Below are 18,877 nucleotides of genomic sequence, written 5' to 3' on the forward strand. Positions count from 1 at the left end.
GATGAAATCCCCCGCCGTCCGGCCCGAGGGGCGGCGCAAGACCGACCTTCCCGTGCGCGCGGCGAGCGCCATCATCATGCTGGCCATCGCCGCCTTTGCATTGTGGCAGGGGGGCTGGGTGCTCGACCTGCTGATCATTGCGGTCGCGGGCGTGACGCTCTGGGAATGGCAAAGGCTCGTCCGGCGGTGGCAATTGCGGTTTTCCGCCGCGCTGCTGTGGCTGGTGGCGGGCGCGTTCTATATCGGGACCGCGGCGTGGCTCGCGGTGGCGATGGATGCGTGGCTGTTCGTATTCGCGCTGGGCGTGACGGTGATGACCGACACGGGCGCCTATTTCACCGGGCGCGCGATCGGCGGGCCGAAGATCGCCCCGCGGATCAGCCCGTCGAAAACCTGGGCCGGGCTGGTCGGCGGCATGATCGGGGCGGCGGCATGGTGCTGTTTCGGGCTGGCCTTCATCGGTTCGCTGGCGGCCTCGCTCACGAGCGGGAACGCGACGCACGGGCTCGGCGCGACCGATTTCGCGCTGGCCGCGCTGATCGGGGCGGTGCTGGCCGTGTCGGCGCAGGCCGGCGACTTCTTCGAAAGCTGGATGAAACGGCGGGCCAAGGTGAAGGACAGCTCCACACTGATCCCCGGCCATGGCGGGCTGTTCGACCGGACCGACGGCATGTTGCCGGTGCTGCTGCTCATCGGCCTTCTGCACGAAATCGTGTTATAGACGCCTGTGGGAAAGCCTTTGGGGGACGATATGCGCAGCATCGCGATATTGGGCGCGACCGGTTCGGTCGGCGCCTCGACGCTGGATCTCGTGCGGCGCAACCGCGATGCGTGGCGTGTGACCGTGCTGACTGCCAACGCAAGCGTGGAGGCGCTGGCCACGCTCGCCCGCGAATTCGTGCCCGATGTCGCGGTCGTCGCGGACGAGGCCTGCCTCCCCGAATTGCGCGGCGCCCTTGCGGGTAGCGGGGTCGAATGCGCGGCGGGCGCCGAGGCGTTGAACGACGCGGCGGGGCGGGGCGCCGACCTCACCGTTGCGGCCATCGTGGGATGTGCCGGGCTTGCGCCGGTCATGGCCGCGATCGAGCGGGGCGGCACGATCGCGCTTGCCAACAAGGAAGCGCTGGTGTCCGCGGGCGAGGTGATGACCGCCGCCGTCACACGGCACGGCGCGACACTCTTGCCCGTGGACTCCGAACATAACGCGATATTTCAGTGCCTTCAGGGCAATCGCCTGTCGGACGTCCGCTCCATCACCTTGACCGCGAGCGGCGGGCCGTTTCGCGACAGCACCCGTGAAGAAATCGAGGCCGCGACCCCGGCGCAGGCGGTCGCGCACCCGAACTGGGACATGGGCGCCAAGATCAGCGTCGATTCCGCCACCATGATGAACAAGGGGCTGGAGCTGATCGAGGCGTTTCACCTGTTTCCCGTGGGTCTCGATAGATTGCGGATCATCGTGCACCCGCAATCTGTGGTGCATTCGATGGTGGAATATCGCGACGGTTCCACGCTGGCGCAGCTGGGCCCGTCCGACATGCGCGTGCCGATTGCCAGCGCGCTGGCATGGCCGCGGCGGATGGACACGCCGATGGGTTCGCTGGACCTCGCCGCGATCGGCCGGCTCGAATTTCGTGCCCCGGATGAAGATCTGTTCCCCGCCACCCGGCTTGCGCGGGAGGCGTGCGCGAACGGCGGTGCGGCGCCGGCAATCCTGAATGCGGCCAATGAAATTGCCGTGGTGGCCTTCCTTTCCGGTCAGATCGGGTTCACGCGCATCGCGGCAATGGTGGCCGATATGTTGAACGATGGCCCCATGCCTGATGCGCCCGGAACGCTGGACGATGTCCTGGCGATTGATGCGGATGCGCGCCGCCGGGCCGGCGAATTGTTACAGACCGCGTGATGTTCGATAACGCGAATATCTTTACCGCGATCCTGGGTTTCGTCCTCGTGCTCGGCCCGCTGGTCGTGTTGCACGAGCTGGGGCATTACCTCGTCGGGCGTTGGTTCGGGGTCAAGGCGGAGGCATTTTCCGTCGGCTTCGGCAAGGAGCTGGCCGGGTTCACCGATTCGCGGGGGACGCGCTGGAAATTGTCGGCGTTGCCGCTGGGCGGATATGTGCAGTTCGCCGGCGACATGAACCCGGCTAGCCAGCCGGGGCAGGACTGGCTCGACCTCCCGGCGGAGGAGCGCGAACGCACGTTTCAGGCCAGATCGCTGGGTCAGCGCGCATGGATCGTGGCGGCCGGACCGCTCACCAATCTGCTGATCGCGGTGCTGATCCTCGGCGGGTTCAGCCTCGCTTATGGCAGGATGGTGGCCGAGCCCGTCGTCGATGGTTTCGTCGAGGGATCGCCCGCCGCGGCCGCCGGGCTGGAGCTTGGCGACCGGATCGTGGCCATCGAAGGCCGGCGGATCGACGGGTTCGAGGAGGTGCGCGACAGCGTCATCCCCTATCCGGGCGAGGATATCACGCTCACCGTGGAGCGCGATGGCCGCGAATTCACGACCGACATGACCATCGGCCTCCATGTGGAGGAGGACCGGTTCGGCAATACGTTCCGCATGGGGCAGATCGGCGTCTTTTCGAACACGGGCGAATTGCGCGATGTGGGACCGGCCGAGGCGATCGGCATCGGCGTCACCGAAACGGGCAAGCTGCTCAAGCTTTCGGTGGTCGGCATATGGCAGATCATCTCGGGTCGCCGCCCCATCGAAGAGCTTGGCGGGCCGATCAAGATCGCCAAGTTTTCGGGAGAACAGCTAGTCTCCGGGTGGCAGAGCTTCGTCTATTTCATTGCCATGATTTCAATTAACTTGGCATTCATTAACCTCCTGCCAATTCCCGTGCTCGACGGCGGGCATCTCGCTTTCTACGCCGCGGAGGCAGTGCGCCGCCGACCGGTCTCGCAAGCGACCCAGGAACTGGCCTTCCGGACCGGGCTGGCGTTCGTCCTGGCCTTGATGGTCGTCGTGACCTTCATCGATCTGGCCTCGCTGGATCTGTTCGGGAGTTGAGGCGGGAGGACGGTTGGCACGCAGGTTTCGGTGCGGTTCGCCGCTCGCTCCGCTTGATTGACGCAGGCGCATCGGGCAAGGGCGACGATTAATTCTGAGACAGAAACGGCAATTCGCAGGCTGAAACGGAACGGATCGGCCGCGCAAGGGGCCGATCGAAGGGGCATCATCGCGGTTGCAGCGGCACAGATCGCCGCCAGGCGCGGGTTACGAATAGAGCGACGGGATAGATAGTGACAGCAAGCCTTAATTCGGGACGAAAGCCCCTTTCCACCTTCGCGCCGCGCATGGCCTCGATGGCGGTCGCGCTGATGGCGGGAACGGCCTTGTCCGCCGTGCCGGCCGCGGCGCAGGACGTCCCCGCCGATCCCGCCGCCGCGCCGCAGCAGGCGCCCGCCACTGCGCCCGCCCCGCAAGGGCAGATCATCCAGACGATCAGCGTTTCGGGCGCACAGCGGCTCGAGCCGCAGACGATCCTGTCCTATATCTCCATGCGGCCGGGCGAACCCTATACCACGGCCAAGGCCGATGCCGCGCTGCGCGACCTCTATGCCACCGAATTGTTCAGCGACGTGCGCATCGGGCAGGACAGCGGCAATGTCGTGATCGAGGTGCAGGAAAACCCGGTCATCAATCGCATCGTGCTCGAAGGCAACAAGCGGCTCAAGAACGACAAGATCCTTCCCGAAATCCGGCTGGCGCCGCGGCAGATCTACACCCGTTCGAAGGTGCGCGCCGATGTCGCCCGCATCATCGAGCTGTACAAGCGGCAGGGCCGCTTTGCCGCCACGGTCGAGCCGCAGGCGGTGATGCTCGACCAGAACCGCGTGGATATCGTCTTTGAAATCACCGAAGGCCCGAAATCGAAGGTTCGCCAGATCAACATCATCGGGAACGAACAGTTTTCCGACGGCGAGCTGCGCGGCGAGATGCTGACGAAGCAGACCGGCTTCCTGACCTTCCTGACCGGCAATACCAGCTACGATCCCGACAAGCTCGCCTTTGATCAGCAGAACCTGCGCCGGTTCTATCTCACGCAGGGCTATGCCGATTTCCGCGTGGTGTCGGCCGTCGCCGAGCTGACCCCCGATCGCAAGGATTTCATCATCACCTACGTGGTGGAGGAAGGCGAGCGGTACAAGTTCGGCGATGTCGAGGTGGAAAGCGAGATCCGCGATTTCGACGATGCCGCGCTGACCGCGACGTTGCCGATGAAGACCGGCGACTGGTACAATGCCGAGCAGGTCGAGAACACGATTGAAAGCCTGGCCGAAACGATCGGCGCGTTCGGCTATGCGTTCGGCGAGGTGCAGCCGCGTTATAATCCGAACCGCGAAGACCTGACGATGGACGTCACGTTCCAGATCGCGGAGGCGCCGCGCGTCTATGTCGAGCGGATCGACATCAACGGCAATACGTTGACGCAGGACAAGGTGATCCGCCGCGAATTCCGGCTGGCCGAGGGGGACGCGTTCAACTCGCTCCAGGTGCGCCGGTCCACCGCGCGCATCAATTCGCTGGGCTATTTCCAGGAGAATTTCGAGGTTGAGCAGGGGCCGGGCAGCGCACCTGACCGGGTCGTCCTGACCGCCAATGTCGAGGAACGGCCGACCGGCGAGCTTCAGCTTTCGGCCGGTTTTTCGAGCCTCGAACGCTTCATCCTGCAGGGTTCGATCCGGCAGAACAATTTCCGCGGCCGCGGGCAGTCCGTTGGCCTTTCGCTGAACTATTCGCGCTTTTCCAAATCGGCGCAGGTCAGCTTTACCGAACCGTACGTGTTCGATTCCAACATTTCGTTCGGCGCCGACATCTACCGCCGCGATTTCAACAGCTTCAACCGCTTCAACAACAGCCGCAACACCACCTACGAAAACAGCTCGACCGGGTTTTCGGTGCGCGCCGGCACCGCGCTCAGCGAGTATATGCAGTTCATCGGCCGCTACACGCTTCAGGTCGAGGACGTGACGCTGGGACAGCAATATTTCGCCGACCTCGACGGCGACGGCGTGCGGACCTGCGAACCGCTGATCGCGGGGCGCTATCTGTGCGACGCTCTTGGCAAGCGGACGAGCTCGATCCTGGGCGCGTCGCTGGTCTATGACACGCTCAACAACCGGCTGCGTCCCTCTGCCGGGCACCGTGTCGTGCTCAACGGCGATTTTGCCGGGCTGGGCGGTTCGGTGAAATATCTGCGGGGTAAGCTGAACGCGTCGAAATTCTGGGGCGTGGGTTCGGGCTTCATCTTCTCGCTGCAGGGCGAGGGCGGCTATATTCACGCGTTGAGCGACCGGGCGGGTGCGAATATCGACGATGTCCGCCTGACCGACCGGTTCTTCCTCGGCAATCCGCAGATGCGCGGCTTCGACATTCGCGGCGTCGGTCCGCGCGTCATTCGCAAGCCCTTGCTCGACACCAATGGCGACGGCATTTTCGAAACGGTGAGCGACGATCGCGACACCTGGACCGATGACGCGCTGGGCGGCCGGGCCTATTATCTCGGCCGGGCAGAGTTGGAAATTCCGCTCGGCTCCGGTGCGCGCGAATTGGGTCTGCGGCCGTCGATCTTCGTCGATGCCGGTGCGGTGTTCGGCCTGACCGACCCGGTGACGCAGACCTTCGATCAGCCGCTCTATGCGCAGCGGGTCGATGCCAATGGCGATCCGCTCGACGAGATCATCTACACCAATGACCCGCTGGCGCCCGATGGTGAAACGCAGAATCAGCGGATCATCAGCCCGTTTACCGAACAATTCCTGGGGGACAGCCCGAAACCGCGCGTTGCGGTGGGCATCGGCGTCAACTGGAATTCTCCCTTCGGACCGCTTCGCATCGACCTGTCGAAGGCTCTCTTGAAAGAAGAGGGCGACGATCCGAGGACATTTTCCTTCAACGTAGGAACGCAATTCTGATGAAAAACACGACCAAGCTTCTCGCCGCCGCGCTGATGGCCGGCGCTCTGCCCACCGCGGCCCTGACCGCTGCGCCTGCCTCCGCGCAGGTCGTGCAGGGCATCGGCATCGCCAATCCCGATGCGATCGTCGTCAACACCGCGGCCTTCCGCCTCGCGGAGCAGCAGCGCCAGACCACCTATGCCGCGCAGATGCAGCAGGCCGAACAGCGCCGCGCCCAGATCTCTCAGCAGCTTCAGCCGCTGTATCAACAGATCCAGACCGCGAGCCAGCAGGCCAACCCCAATCAGCAGCAATTGCAGAAGCAGGCCGCACAGATCCAGCAGATCGAGCAGCAGGCGCAGGCCGAGTTGCAGCAGATCATGCAGCCTGTCGCCCTGTCGCGCGCCTATGTGCTCGAACAGCTTAGCGAGCAGTTCAACACCGCGCTCACCAATGTGAAGCAGCGCAAGCGGCTGACGCTCGTCCTGACGCCGGATTCGGTGCTCGACGCGGATCAGGCGTATAACATCAACCAGGACGTCGTGACCGAAATGGATCGCCTGGTGCCCAGCGTGCAGATCGTGCCGCCGGCTGGCTGGCTCCCGCGGGCGCAGCGCGAGGCGCAGGCGCAGGCACAGGCCGCGCAGGCGCAGCAGCCGCAGCAGGGCAACGCCGCCGCGACCGGCGGTCGCTGAGGCACGGGGACCAGTGAGGCAAGGGGACGGGGCATGAGCGAGACGACCGGGTTCGACCACGCGCGCATTCTTGAACTGCTGCCGCATCGTTATCCGATGCTGCTGGTGGACCGGGTCGTTTCGCTCGACCCCGAAAGCGAGATCCACGCGGTGAAGGCGGTGTCCTTCAACGAGGATTTCTTTCAGGGGCATTTCCCCGGCCGGCCGATCATGCCCGGCGTGCTTCAGGTGGAGGCCCTCGCGCAGGCGGCGGGTATCCTCGCGGTGGAGGCGCTGGGCCTCGCGGGCACGGGCAAGCTCGTCTATTTCATGGCGATCGAGAATGCGAAATTCCGCGCGCCGGTGGAACCGGGCCATCTCCTCAACCTGCGCACCGGCTTCGTTCAGAAGCGCACGCGCGTGTGCAAGTTCTGGGGCAAGGCCGACATCGACGGCAAGGTCACGTGCGAGACCGAGTTTACCGCGATGATCGCCGATTGAAAAAAGCCCCGGTTTCGCGCCGGGGCTTTTTTATTGCATCCTTCGTGGCGGCGCCGCTCGATCAGAACAGCCCGCCGCGCCGCCGACGGAACGTGTAGTTGAGCGCAACGCCGCCGGTCCACTGGTCCTTGCTCCCGAACAGTTCGACCACGGGCGAATCCGCCGCATCGCCGACGAGCCGCTGATACCCGGCAAAACCCATGACGCCCCAGGGACCGCTGAGCGCGAAGTCCACGCTCACCACGCCGCCCGCCGATTGGAGCCCGCCATCGGCATCGTAGGCGGCATAGCCGCTCGCCGCCGATTCCTCGGGCGTGATGCCGAAATAGGCCTGGCTATGCGTGGAATCGCCATAGGTTACGCGCGGCCCCGCCGACACCACATAGCGGTCCGCATCGCGCACGATGTAATCGAGCCCCGCCTGCCCGGTCCAGCCATCGTGCCCGCCGATCCCGCGGCGAAGCTCGACAAAGCTGTAGAGATCTTCGCTGATGTAGACCTGCGCGGCGATGCCCGCCTCCACCGTGGTGCCGATGGTGCGCAGGCCGGGCGCGGTGTCCTTTTCCTTGCGGCTGTTGGTGATGGATCCCGTCGGGCCGAGATAGACGCCGCCGAACTCGATCAGCGGAAAGCCGAAGCTTTCGGTCGGCGCCTCGAACGCGAAATCCTCATCCTCCGCGCGGCGGTCGATGTCGAAGAACGGGCCTAGCCGCGCGCCGTCCGCACCGGGATAGGCGGGCTGAAACTGCGGGCCGATGCCGATCCGCACCTGCTCGAACTCGTCTGCGTCCTGCGCCTGTGCGGCGACCGGAACGATCGTGCCGGCCAGGATCAACGCGGGCCATATTCGGCAATTCACCATGGTTTTCCTTCTTTTCATCGAACATCGGCCATACGGGCTTCGCGGCGCGCTGTCACGCGATGGCCCCTTTGCGGACCCCAAGTTTTCGTCGCCCGCTTGCCAAGCGTTGGCGGACTGGCTAAGGGCGCGGGCTTGAACGAACTATCAGCCCCGCGTGCCCGGTCGGAACCGGTCGCGAATACGGAGACGACGCGATGAAGAACGACATCCACCCCGATTACCACATGATCACGGTCAAGATGACCGACGGCACCGAGTATCAGACCCGCTCCACCTGGGGCAATGAGGGTGATACGCTGACGCTCGAAATCGACCCGACCTCGCACCCGGCATGGACCGGCGGTCAGCGTCTGGTGAGCGAAGGCGGCCGGGTCGCACGCTTCAACAAGCGTTTCGGCGGTCTCTCGCTCAAGAAATAAGCGACGCGGACATTGCTGTCCCACGCGCGAAAGGCGGTCCGCACGGGCCGCCTTTTTCGTTATGGGCGGCTGCGGAATCTGTTACGCGTCGGGAACCGCGCGGGGGCGCCTTTCGTCTCTTGTGCGAACAGTTCCATCGAATGGAGAATGAGCGATGAGCAGCCGCAAAGCCGAACCACGCGAATATCACGGGGCGGCGGGCGGCTTCGGGTCGTTACAGGGTATCGCGCGCATCGAATTGAAGGAGCGCGCCGGGCCGGGGGCTGCCGAAACGCTCTATCGCCAGAACAAGCCCGAGGGCCACATGTGCACGTCCTGCGCATGGGCGAAGCCGCCGAACCCGCATCTCGCCGAATTCTGTGAAAACGGGGCGAAGGCAACGCTCTGGGACCTGACCAGCGAGCGTTGCACGCCGGAATGGATTTCGCGCCACACGGTGACCGAATTGCGCGAACGCAGCGGGTACGAGCTGGAAATGCGCGGGCGGCTGACCGAGCCGATGCGCTACGATGCCGGGACCGATCGCTATGTCCGCGCGAGCTGGGACGAGGCATTTGCCGCCATCGGCGCGGAGCTGCACCGGCTCGACCCCAAATCGGTGACCTTCTACGCTTCGGGGAAGGCGGCGCTGGAACCGTCCTATCTCTATGCCGTGTTCGCGCGGGCCTATGGGCATAACAACCTGCCCGACAGTTCGAACATGTGCCATGAAACGACGTCGGTCGGGTTGAAGAAGGTCGTCGGTTCGCCGGTCGGCACCTGCACCTTGCAGGATCTCGACCATTGCGACGCGATCTTCTACCTCGGCCAGAATCCGGGCACCAACAGCCCGCGCCTGCTGCGCCCGTTGATGCAGGCGGCGAAGCGCGGCTGCAAGATCATCACCTTCAACCCGCTGCGCGAAAAAGGCCTGCTCGAATTCATCGACCCGCAGGACCCGGTCGCGATGCTCACGCAGAAGCCGACCAAGATGTCGCACATGTACATGCAGGTGAAGCCCGGCGGCGACATCGCGGCCCTGATGGGCGTGATCAAGCGCGTGCTGGAAATCGATGATGAGGCGAAGGAAAAGGGCCTGGCCCGCACGCTGGACGATGCGTTTCTGGCCGAACATACGCATGGCTTCGATGCGCTGCGCCACACGGTCGAGAATACGGGCTGGGACGCGATCGAGGCAAATTCGGGCATCGCGCGCGCCGATCTGGAGCGGGCGGGCGATGTCTATGCCGGGGCGAAGAATGTCATCGGCATCTACGGCATGGGGCTGACGCAACATGTCCACGGCTCGCAGGCGATCGGGATGCTGGTCAATCTCCTGCTGCTCAACGGCAATATCGGGCGGCAAGGGGCCGGCTGCACCCCCATCCGCGGCCACTCCAACGTGCAGGGGCAGCGCACCGTCGGCATTACCGAGAAGACGAAGCTCGCCCCGGTGGAGAAATACCGCGAATTGCTCGACCTCGAAACGCCGGAGGAGGACGGCCACACCACGGTCGAATTCCTCGAGGCGCTGCTCGACGGGAGTAACAAGGGTTTCATCGGCCTTGGCGGCAATCTGGCGCAGGCGGTGCCCGACCATGAACGCGTGCACCGCGCCTGGGGCGAGATGGAGCTGACCGTGCATATCGCGACGAAGCTCAACAAGACGCATCTCATGCCGGGCAAATCCTCGTGGATCCTGCCCTGCCTCGTCCGGGCGGAGGAGGACATGCAGGCAAGCGGCCGGCAAACCGTCACGATGGAGGACAGCTTCAGCCACATCTACGGCAGCATCGGCAAGCGCAAGCCGGCGAGCGAACAGCTGAAAAGCGAAACGGCGATCGTCGCGGGGCTGGCGAAGGCGACGCTGGCCCATCGCGAAACGCGCAATCCAAAGCTCGCATGGGACGAATGGACCGGCGATTATGCGCGCATCCGCGACCTGATCGCGCATACGTTCCCGGACGAGTTCCATGACATGAACGGGCGGATGAACCAGCCCGGCGGGTTCTATCGCGGCAATGGTGCCCATGACCGCATCTGGAAAACAGACAGCGGGAAGGCGGAATTCACCGATCCCACCGTGCTGAATGCCTGCGGTATCGGGGAGGCGGACGGCCGATTTCACCTCGTCACCGTCCGCTCCAACGATCAGTTCAACACGACGGTCTACGGCCATTCGGACCGGCTGCGCGGGCTCGAAGGGACGCGCATGATGGTGATGATCAACCCCGACGACATGGAGCGCCACGGATTGGCGGACGGCGATCTCGTCACGCTGATCGGCGACGCGGAGGATGATATGGAGCGCACGGTCCGCGGGCTCAAGGTGACGCCCTATCGCCTGCCGGACGGGTGCCTCGCGGGTTATTTTCCGGAGCTCAATCCGCTCGTTCCGCTGTGGTATCATGACAAGCTGTCGAAAACGCCCGCATCGAAAGGCATTCCCGTCCGTATCGTGAAGGAATGAGCCGTCATCCCGTGACGGGCGGGACCGCGCCCGCCCGCTTTACCGAACATTTCGCCGACGGACGGCCCGCGAGGCCGTTGGACCGTTCGCTTCCCGGCGAAGTGCCGGTCGCGCTGGAATACAATGGGGTGACGTGGGCGGTCATGATGGCGACGCCCGAAGATCTTGGCGATTACGCGCGCGGGTTCGCCATTGGCGAGGGGCTCATTGCGCGCGACGCTCCCCCATTGTCCGTCGATGTCGCGCGGATCGACGATGGATGGATCGTGCGGGCGCAATTGCCGGGCTGCGATGCCGAAACCATGGCGACCCGCGTGCGGCGGCGGATCGGCGATTCCAGCTGCGGCCTGTGCGGCATGGACACGTTGGCCGAGGTGGCCCGCCCGTTGCCGCCGGTCGCGGTGCCGATGCGGCCCGAACCCGCCGCCATTTTCCGCGCTGGGGCTATGTTGCGAGAGCACCAGCCGATCGGCCGCGCGACCGGTGCCGCCCATGCCGCCGCGATCTGCACCATGGATGGCGCGATCGCATGCGTGCGCGAGGATGTCGGCCGGCACAATGCCTTCGACAAGGCGATCGGCGCGTGGACCGCCGCCGGGGCGGCGCCGGGCGGCGCGACCCCGCGTTTCGCGATGTTGAGCGCGCGATGCAGTTTCGAGCTGGTCGAAAAAGCGGTGCGGGGCGGATTGAGTGCGCTCGTCACGATTTCGGCACCGACGAGCATGGCGGTGGAACGGGCACGGGATGCGGGGCTTCCGCTTTTCGTGCTGGCGCGCGGGGATTCGGTGCTCGAGCTGACGTGATTCAGCCCCAGGGGCGTTCGCGAAACCATTTCGTGATGACATATTTGGTGCCCTTGCGCACCTTCATCCCGTGGTGGAGCGTGCTCGCATTGACCGCGCCGTCGCTCTTGCGATTGTTCCAGGCGACGAGGCGCCCGGTTTCGGGCTGAAACGTCTTGCCGATCACCTTGAAACGGGTGGCGCCGCCCGCGTCCGGTTCGTTGAGGTAGATCATGAAGGTCCAAGTCCGCTGCCCCGCGACGGCGCAGAATTTGTCGTAATCCTCGCCGCCGGGCGTGAAATAGTCGGTGTGCGCCTTGAACTCCTGACCGACGGCGTAACGTTGTCCCTGAAGCGGTTCGCCATGCGCGGGGTCGAGCCCCGACAGCGCGCCGAGCGCGGCATCGAGCCGGGCGACGACATCGATCCCGGAATCGAGGTCGCAGGTCTCGCTCGTCCGGAAATAGGCGTCGCCATTGGGGTCGGCGATGGTGGACGGGCGCCGGTCCGCATCGATGAGCGCGATGAGCGCGGTGCAATCGTCGGGAGAGAGAAATCCGCGCCGGGTGAACAGCTCCAGCCGGGGCGAGGGGTGCTGCTGCACGGCGGGGTCTTCGCGCAGCCGGGCCGCGACCGATGATGCGTGGGAACTCATGGGCTCACTCCATAAGCAAGCCGGTGCGGCGCGCCAAGTGTCCGCGCGAATCGAATGCGAAGGGCACGCGCGGCGCCCGGCTGGCGACCGAAAAAGGGCGGGCGATGGAATCTTGCGCAAAATGCGGGGTTTGACGCTTTTTTGCTTCCCTTCTCGCGATGGCTGTGCAACAGGGCGAACCCGCTGGCGATAGCGCTTGACGTCGTCGCCCGTCGGTGAAAACAGGCACGCCCGGCCCGGGAATTCCCGCGGTCGGCACGCTTATGGCGATCGTAGCTCAGTTGGTTAGAGCGCCGGTTTGTGGTACCGGAGGTCGGGGGTTCGAGACCCCTCGATCGCCCCATTTTTCACTGGCAGCGGGCGTTCGATGCCCCGCATTGCCCGCAGCATCGGAGACGCGCCGCGATGTGGAGCAATCCCGCTTTCGACGATCATGAAAAAGTCACGCTGGTCCATGACCGCAAGAGCGGGCTGCGCGCCATCATCGCCATTCATTCCACGCATCTCGGCCCGGCGGCGGGCGGCACGCGGTTCTGGCACTATGCCGATTCCGCCGATGCCGTGACCGATGCGCTGCGCCTGTCGCAGGGGATGAGCTTCAAGAACGCGATGGCCGATCTCCCCATGGGCGGCGGCAAGGCGGTTCTGCTGGCCGATGCGGACGGTACGAAGACCGATGCCATGCTGGAGGCTTATGGCCGCGCGGTCGACGCGCTCGGCGGCGAATATGTCACGGCCGAGGATGTCGGCATTTCGGAGCAGGACATGGTCGCCATTGCCCGTGCGACCCCGCATGTCACCGGCCTTCCGACCGAAGGCGCGCAGGCCGCGGGCGGCGATCCGGGGCCGTTCACCGCGATGGGCATCTATCTCGGCCTTGCCGCCGCGGTCCGTCACAAGCTTGGCCGCGAAACGCTCGACGGGGTGCATGTCGCGGTGCAGGGGACCGGCAGCGTCGGTGGCCGCCTCGCCCGCATGCTCGCCAAGGATGGCGCGCAGTTGACGCTGGCCGATGTCAATGCCGAGCGCGCCGCAACGCTTGCCCGCGACCTCGGCGCGCGCGCCGTCGCGGCGGACGAGATCATGGGCGTTGCCTGCGACGTGTTCAGCCCCAATGCGCTGGGCGCCATCCTCGATGACGAGGGGATTGCCCGGCTCGACACGCAGATCGTCGCGGGCGGCGCCAATAATCAGCTGGCCCGGCCCGAACACGGACAGATGCTGGCCAAGCGCGGCATTCTTTATACGCCGGATTACGTGCTGAATGCGGGCGGGATCATTTCGGTCACGATCGAATATCTCGCGCGGCAGAGCGGCCGGACCGCCGATGTGAACGAGGTGCGTGAGAAGATTCGCCAGATTCCCGGTCGGCTCGTCGAAATCTGGGCCGAATGCGACCGAACGGGCGAAACCCCCGCGACGATCGCGGACATGATGGCCCGCCGCCGCATCGGGCGCAGCTGACCGCCGCTGCGCAATCAGTTCCGCCTGTCCGCACCGCCGCCGCGCGGGGCAGGGGCCGAGTCGGTGCCTTGCCGCGGCGCGACAGCGGTGCCAAAGCGGGCTGCGTAACGCTATGCATGGTTTTGCCAATCCTAAACGCTTCCTGACGATCGCCCGCTGGCTGACGCCGGTGTTGCTGGTGACGGGAATGATCGTCGCCGGCGGCGCGCTCGCCTGGGGGCTGCTGGCGACGCCGGCGGACCGGTTGATGGGCGAAACGGTGCGCATTCTCTATCTTCACGTGCCGGCGGCTTGGCTGGGCATGGGGGGGTGGACCGCCATCGCCATCGCCAGCCTGGTCGAGCTTGTGTGGCGCCATCCGCTGGCCGGAATCGCGGCGCGCGCGGCGGCGGTGCCGGGTGCGGCATTCACGGCGATCTGCCTTGTCACCGGGTCCATCTGGGGCCGTCCGACATGGGGGACATGGTGGGTGTGGGATGGCCGGCTGACCTCGATGCTGGTGCTGCTGTTCCTGTATTTCGGCTATATCGCGCTTGCCGGCGCGGCACAGGGGGACATGGCCGCAGGGGCCGGCGGAAACAGGGTCACGGCCATTTTCGGGCTCGTCGGTGCGGTCAATATTCCGATCATCAACCGTTCGGTGGTGTGGTGGAACTCGCTCCATCAACCGCCCAGCATCACGATGGGGCAATCCGCGATCGACCCGGTCTTTCTCGTTCCGCTGCTCCTGTCCACGCTTGGGTTTTCGCTTCTTTTCGGCGGGATCGTGCTTGCGCGCATGCGGGCCTTGCTCGCCGATATTCAGGCGGAGGCGCGCCTGCGCCGGCGTGCGCTGACGTGACCGTTCCGGCATGACCGAAGGGCTCGATCAGTGGCCGTTTGTCTGGGCGGCCTATGCGGTGGGCGTGGGCGGCACGTTCGCGACCGCGGCGTGGGCCTGGGTCGCGATGCGCCGCGCCGAACGCCGCCGCGACCGGGCGCGCGGGAAATGAGCGCGTCGCTCAAGCCCAAGCATCAGCGGCTGGTGCTCGTGATCGTCGCGCTGTGCGTGCTCATCGGGGCGGGGTTGCTGGCGGCCTATGCGCTGCGCAATCAGGCAAGCTATTTCTACGTTCCGTCCGACATCGTGGCCGACCCGCCCGAACCGGGGCAGGCGGTGCGGCTGGGCGGGATGGTCGCGGATGGCTCGATCGAGACGATGGACGATGGCGTGACGATCCGCTTTACCGTGACGGACGGGCAGGCATCGGTCCCGGTTGAGTTTTCGGGTATCATCCCCGACCTCTTCGTCGAAGGGTCCGGCGTCGTCGCCGAAGGGTCGATGGGCCCCACCGCATTTATCGCGACCAACCTGCTTGCCAAGCATGACGAGAATTACATGCCGCGCGAATTGCAGGACATGACCGAAGCGCAGCAGCGCGAAGTCGTCGCCGAAACCTACGAGGCGCAGGCGCAATGATCGCGGAACTCGGCCTTGCGCTGCTATGGTTTGCGGCGGCTTTTGCGTTGCTTCAGCTTTTTACGGGGCTGCTGTCGCTCCGCGAGGCGGGCGCCGGGTTCGCCGAATCGGTGCGCCCCGTCGCCGTGATGCAGGGCGTGCTGGTGACGCTGTCCTTCCTTGCGCTGATCTGGCTGTTCCTGCGCACCGATCTTTCGGTGTTGCTCGTCGCGTCCAATAGCCATGTGGACAAGCCGTTCGTGTTCAAGCTGGCGGGGACGTGGGGCAATCACGAAGGCTCGATGCTGCTCTGGGTGACGGTCATGGCGCTTTCGGGGGCGGCGATCGCGCTGCTCGAACGGCGTCTGCCCGAACGCACCATGCTGGCGACGCTTGCCGCGCAGGCGTTCGTGAGCCTTGGCTTCTACGCCTTCCTGCTGTTTTCCTCCAACCCGTTCACCCGGCTCGAACCGGCGGCGCGGGTGGGGGCGGGGCTCAACCCGCTATTGCAGGATCTCGGCCTCGCGTTCCATCCGCCCACGCTCTATCTCGGCTATGTCGGGCTTTCGGTCGCGTTCAGCTTTGCCGTCGGTGCCTTGATGACGCGGCAGGTCGGGCCGCAATTCGCGCGCGCGATGCGGCCCTGGGTGCTGGGCGCGTGGATATTCCTGACCATCGGGATCACGGCGGGAAGCTACTGGGCCTATTACGAGCTGGGCTGGGGCGGCTGGTGGTTCTGGGATCCGGTGGAGAATGCCTCGCTCATGCCGTGGCTGGCGGCGACGGCGCTGCTCCATTCGGTCAGCGTGCTGGCCGCGCGCGATGCCTTGCGGATATGGACGATCATGCTCGGCGTCGTGGCGTTTTCGATGTCGATGGTGGGCACGTTCCTCGTGCGCTCCGGCGTCTTGACCAGCGTGCATTCCTTTGCGGTGAGCCCGGAACGCGGCAGCTTCATCCTTGCGCTTCTGTGCCTCTACATCGGCGGGGCGCTGGTGCTGTTCGGCCTGCGCGCCTCCACCGTGAACGAGGGCAAGCAATTTGCATGGAGCAGCCGGGAAGCCGCGCTGGTGTTCAACAATGTCGCGCTGACCGCCATTCTCGGCATCGTGCTGGTCGGCACGCTCTATCCGCTTTTGACCGAGGCGTTCGGCGTGCGGGTGTCGGTGGGGCCGCCCTATTTCAATCCGGTCGGCGCGATTTTCGCCTTTCCCATGGTGGTGGTCATGGCGATCGGCCCGCTGCTGCGCTGGCGGGAGGATCGCTTTGCGCGCGTCGGGCGCCGGATGATCGCGCCGGTGGCGATATTCGCAATTGCGCTGGTGGCGGCGCTTGTCCTCGCGCCGGGAATCGGGATCCTGCCGCTGCTCGGCCTCGCGCTCGCCGCGATGCTGGCGGTTGCGAGCGTGTTGCCGGTGTTGGGCCGCAATCCGCGCCGGGTCAAGCTTGCCGTGTGGGGCATGGTGGTCGGGCATTTCGGCCTCGCCGTGGCGCTTGCCGGGATGGCCAGCAATGCCGCCTTTACGACCGAGCGGCTTGCCGCGGCGGCCATCGGCGATACGGTCGCGGTGGGCCCATGGGACGTGACGCTCTCCGAAATCGAGCCGATCGCTGGCCCCAACTGGACCGCGCTGGAGGGGACGATGACGGCCCGCTATCGCGGCGGGGCACCGGTCGTGCTTCGCCCGCAGGCGCGCAATTTCTTCTCGCCCCCCACGGCCACGAATGAATCGGCGCTGGCGACACGCTGGAACGGGCAGCTTTATGCCGTTCTGGGACAGGAGGCCGACGGCGGACGCTGGCAATTGCGGTTGTGGTGGAAGCCGTTCGTGACGCTGATCTGGATAGGCGGGTTGATGGTGGCGCTGGGCGGTCTGCTCGCGCTGATCGGGCGGGTCATTGCCGACTGGAAACAGCGGGCGATCCGGGTGCGGCTCGCCGAGCGGCGCGAATATCGCGAGGCGCAGCCATGAGCGCGCCGACCCCCGGGCGCCGGTCGCGCTGGACCATATGGCTTCCGCTTGCGCTGTTCATCGGTTTCGTGGCGCTCGTCGCATACGGGCTGATGGCGCCGGGGGAACGCGACGTGCGCAGCGCGATGGTCGGCAATCCGCTTCCGCAATTCACGCTCCCCGCCGGCGTAGAGGGCACGCCCGGACTGTCGCGCGCGGATTTTACGAAGGGCGAGCCGCGCCTGCTCAATATCTTTGCAAGCTGGTGCGTGCCCTGCGCGGTGGAGGCGCCGCAGCTCGATACCCTCGCCGCGCAGGGGGTGCCGATCGACGGTGTCGCCATCCGCGACCGGAGCGAGGATATCGCGCAGTTTCTGGACCGGAACGGCAACCCCTATCGTGCCATCGGCAAGGACGATGTGAGCGCCGTGCAACTCGGCATCGGATCGTCCGGCGTGCCCGAAACCTTCGTCATCGATGGCGAGGGGATCATCCGGTATCAGCATATGGGCCCGATCATGGAGCGTGACATCGCGCAGATCATGTCCGAATGGCGCAAGGCGAAAGAGCCGCTATGACCCGATCAATCCTCGCGTTCGTGTCGCTTTGGCTTGCCGCCGCCGCGCCCGTCGCCGCGGCGCAGGACAGCATGCCGCCCGCGCCCTACGCCTATACGCAGCTCGACGATCCGGCGCAGGAGGCCGAGGCGCAGGCATTGATGGAAACGCTGCGCTGCGTGCGGTGCCAGAGCCAGTCCATCGCCGATTCCGACGCGCCGATGGCCGGCGACATGCGCAGCCAGGTCCGCATGCGCATCGCCGCGGGCGAGGAGCCGGAGGCGATCCGCGCCTGGCTCGTCGACCGGTATGGCGATTACATCAGCTACAAGCCCGAGTTGAAGCCGCTCACCTGGCCGCTGTTCGCCGCGCCGGTGGTGCTGGCCGCGCTGGCCGCGCTGCTGCTGCGCCGCCGGTTCCGGAAAGGCGCACGCACGGGCGGGGACGTGGCATGAGCTGGGTCGTGATCATTGGGGCCGCCGTGGCGGTGTGGCTGGCGCTGAATTTCGTGCTGCGGATGCCGCGCGGCGGGCGCGAGATCACGGCGGCGGCGCTCCTGTTCGGGCTCGCCGGCTATGCGGTGCAGGGCAGTCCGGGGCTTGCCGGCGCACCGGGGCAACCGATTGCGGAGAGCGATGACGGGCAGGCCGCGCTCATCGAATTGCGCAAGGCGATGAGCGCGGATTTCGGCTCCGGCTCGAACTATATCATCACCGCCGACGCCCTTGTTCGGCAGGGGCAATATGGCACGGCGGCGGGCCTGCTTCGCGGCGCGATCCGGCAAACGCCAGACGATCCGCAATTGTGGCTCGCGCTCGGCAATGCGCTGGTCGGTCATGCGCAGGGGATGCTGACCCCGGCGGCCTCGCTTGCCTATCGCCGGGCGTCGCTGCTGGCACCGGGCAATCCGGGGCCGGCGTTCTTTACCGGCCTGGCGCAGGCGCAGTCCGGGCAATTTGCAGAGGCGCGCGAGACATGGATGCGTCTTCGCGCCCGTCCCGCAATCGCCGGCTCTCCGCTCGCTCCGATTCTCGATGCGCAGCTGCGGCAGCTCGACGCGCTGATCGCGATGCAGGAAGGCCGCGGACCGGGGAATGGCGCGGCGTCGCCGGCTCCGCCATCGGCGCAGGGGCGGCAATGACGGGCCCTGCATGCGCCTGCTTGCCCGGCGGTTCGCCCGCTGCTAAGCGGCGATCCGCTATGGCCCGCCTG

General features: G+C 65.9%; 19 protein-coding genes and 1 tRNA gene. 18 read left to right on the plus strand and 2 right to left on the minus strand.

Annotated elements, in window-relative coordinates; all coding sequences use genetic code 11:
* Window position 1 precedes the first annotated feature (1 nt).
* From Q0897_RS02250 to fabZ, 6 genes are all read left to right on the plus strand, one after another.
* Window positions 2–721 carry a phosphatidate cytidylyltransferase gene (locus Q0897_RS02250; protein ID WP_299307279.1) on the plus strand — a complete coding sequence of 240 codons (720 nt, stop codon included), beginning with the start codon at window positions 2–4 and terminating at the stop codon, window positions 719–721.
* 30 nt (window positions 722–751) lie between these two features.
* Window positions 752–1,906 (plus strand): 1-deoxy-D-xylulose-5-phosphate reductoisomerase, encoded by a 1,155-nt coding sequence (dxr, locus tag Q0897_RS02255; RefSeq protein WP_299307280.1) that lies wholly within the window; start codon window positions 752–754, stop codon window positions 1,904–1,906.
* Window positions 1,906–3,021, plus strand: coding sequence for an RIP metalloprotease RseP (rseP, locus tag Q0897_RS02260; RefSeq protein ID WP_299307281.1), 1,116 nt, complete (start codon window positions 1,906–1,908; stop codon window positions 3,019–3,021). The genes dxr and rseP overlap by 1 nt, the downstream gene beginning before the upstream one ends.
* A gap of 287 nt (window positions 3,022–3,308) precedes the next feature.
* Window positions 3,309–5,930, plus strand: a complete 2,622-nt coding sequence (gene bamA, locus Q0897_RS02265) for an outer membrane protein assembly factor BamA (protein ID WP_299307575.1) — start codon at window positions 3,309–3,311, stop codon at window positions 5,928–5,930.
* A complete protein-coding gene (locus tag Q0897_RS02270; RefSeq protein WP_299307282.1) occupies window positions 5,930–6,607 on the plus strand; it encodes an OmpH family outer membrane protein in 678 nt (225 codons plus the stop codon). The genes bamA and Q0897_RS02270 overlap by 1 nt, the downstream gene beginning before the upstream one ends.
* A 33-nt stretch (window positions 6,608–6,640) precedes the next feature.
* Window positions 6,641–7,087 carry a 3-hydroxyacyl-ACP dehydratase FabZ gene (gene fabZ / locus Q0897_RS02275; RefSeq protein ID WP_202084005.1) on the plus strand — a complete coding sequence of 149 codons (447 nt, stop codon included), beginning with the start codon at window positions 6,641–6,643 and terminating at the stop codon, window positions 7,085–7,087.
* A gap of 61 nt (window positions 7,088–7,148) precedes the next feature.
* Here the strand turns inward: fabZ and Q0897_RS02280 are convergent, their stop codons facing one another.
* Complete coding sequence (locus Q0897_RS02280; RefSeq protein WP_299307283.1) at window positions 7,149–7,949, minus strand: MipA/OmpV family protein; 801 nt, start codon at window positions 7,947–7,949, stop codon at window positions 7,149–7,151.
* A 194-nt stretch (window positions 7,950–8,143) separates the two neighbouring features.
* On the opposite strand from Q0897_RS02280, the gene rpmE reads away from it, so the two are divergent.
* From rpmE to fdhD, 3 genes are all read left to right on the plus strand, one after another.
* Window positions 8,144–8,368, plus strand: coding sequence for a 50S ribosomal protein L31 (rpmE, locus tag Q0897_RS02285; RefSeq protein ID WP_202084009.1), 225 nt, complete (start codon window positions 8,144–8,146; stop codon window positions 8,366–8,368).
* Window positions 8,369–8,522: 154 nt separating this feature from the next.
* A complete protein-coding gene (locus tag Q0897_RS02290) occupies window positions 8,523–10,817 on the plus strand; it encodes an FdhF/YdeP family oxidoreductase (protein WP_299307284.1) in 2,295 nt (764 codons plus the stop codon).
* Window positions 10,814–11,620 carry a formate dehydrogenase accessory sulfurtransferase FdhD gene (gene fdhD / locus Q0897_RS02295; RefSeq protein ID WP_299307285.1) on the plus strand — a complete coding sequence of 269 codons (807 nt, stop codon included), beginning with the start codon at window positions 10,814–10,816 and terminating at the stop codon, window positions 11,618–11,620. Before Q0897_RS02290 ends, fdhD begins: the two co-directional genes overlap by 4 nt.
* Window position 11,621: 1 nt before the next feature.
* On the opposite strand, the gene Q0897_RS02300 is transcribed toward fdhD, so the two are convergent.
* Window positions 11,622–12,254 (minus strand): 2OG-Fe(II) oxygenase, encoded by a 633-nt coding sequence (locus tag Q0897_RS02300; RefSeq protein ID WP_299307286.1) that lies wholly within the window; start codon window positions 12,252–12,254, stop codon window positions 11,622–11,624.
* 266 nt (window positions 12,255–12,520) lie between these two features.
* Here Q0897_RS02300 and Q0897_RS02305 point away from each other — a divergent pair.
* The 9 genes from Q0897_RS02305 to Q0897_RS02345 all read left to right on the plus strand — a co-directional run bounded on the left by Q0897_RS02305 (window position 12,521) and on the right by Q0897_RS02345 (window position 18,806).
* Window positions 12,521–12,597 (plus strand) — tRNA-His (locus Q0897_RS02305).
* Window positions 12,598–12,659: 62 nt separating this feature from the next.
* Complete coding sequence (locus tag Q0897_RS02310; RefSeq protein ID WP_299307287.1) at window positions 12,660–13,718, plus strand: Glu/Leu/Phe/Val dehydrogenase dimerization domain-containing protein; 1,059 nt, start codon at window positions 12,660–12,662, stop codon at window positions 13,716–13,718.
* A 112-nt stretch (window positions 13,719–13,830) separates the two neighbouring features.
* Window positions 13,831–14,559, plus strand: coding sequence for a heme ABC transporter permease CcmC (ccmC, locus tag Q0897_RS02315; protein WP_299307288.1), 729 nt, complete (start codon window positions 13,831–13,833; stop codon window positions 14,557–14,559).
* A 10-nt stretch (window positions 14,560–14,569) separates the two neighbouring features.
* On the plus strand, window positions 14,570–14,710 hold the full coding sequence (locus tag Q0897_RS02320; protein WP_299307289.1) for a hypothetical protein: 141 nt from the start codon (window positions 14,570–14,572) through the stop codon (window positions 14,708–14,710).
* Entirely contained in the window at window positions 14,707–15,177 is a 471-nt protein-coding gene (gene ccmE, locus Q0897_RS02325) for a cytochrome c maturation protein CcmE (RefSeq protein ID WP_299307290.1), read from the plus strand. The genes Q0897_RS02320 and ccmE overlap by 4 nt, the downstream gene beginning before the upstream one ends.
* Window positions 15,174–17,129, plus strand: a complete 1,956-nt coding sequence (locus tag Q0897_RS02330) for a heme lyase CcmF/NrfE family subunit (RefSeq protein WP_299307291.1) — start codon at window positions 15,174–15,176, stop codon at window positions 17,127–17,129. Before ccmE ends, Q0897_RS02330 begins: the two co-directional genes overlap by 4 nt.
* Entirely contained in the window at window positions 17,126–17,686 is a 561-nt protein-coding gene (locus Q0897_RS02335) for a DsbE family thiol:disulfide interchange protein (protein WP_299307292.1), read from the plus strand. The genes Q0897_RS02330 and Q0897_RS02335 overlap by 4 nt, the downstream gene beginning before the upstream one ends.
* Window positions 17,683–18,120 (plus strand): cytochrome c-type biogenesis protein, encoded by a 438-nt coding sequence (locus tag Q0897_RS02340; protein WP_299307293.1) that lies wholly within the window; start codon window positions 17,683–17,685, stop codon window positions 18,118–18,120. Before Q0897_RS02335 ends, Q0897_RS02340 begins: the two co-directional genes overlap by 4 nt.
* On the plus strand, window positions 18,117–18,806 hold the full coding sequence (locus Q0897_RS02345) for a tetratricopeptide repeat protein (protein WP_299307294.1): 690 nt from the start codon (window positions 18,117–18,119) through the stop codon (window positions 18,804–18,806). The genes Q0897_RS02340 and Q0897_RS02345 overlap by 4 nt, the downstream gene beginning before the upstream one ends.
* The last annotated feature ends 71 nt before the right edge of the window (window positions 18,807–18,877 follow it).

Origin of the sequence: uncultured Croceicoccus sp., assembly GCF_947496385.1 — a bacterium.
GTDB lineage: Bacteria > Pseudomonadota > Alphaproteobacteria > Sphingomonadales > Sphingomonadaceae > Croceicoccus.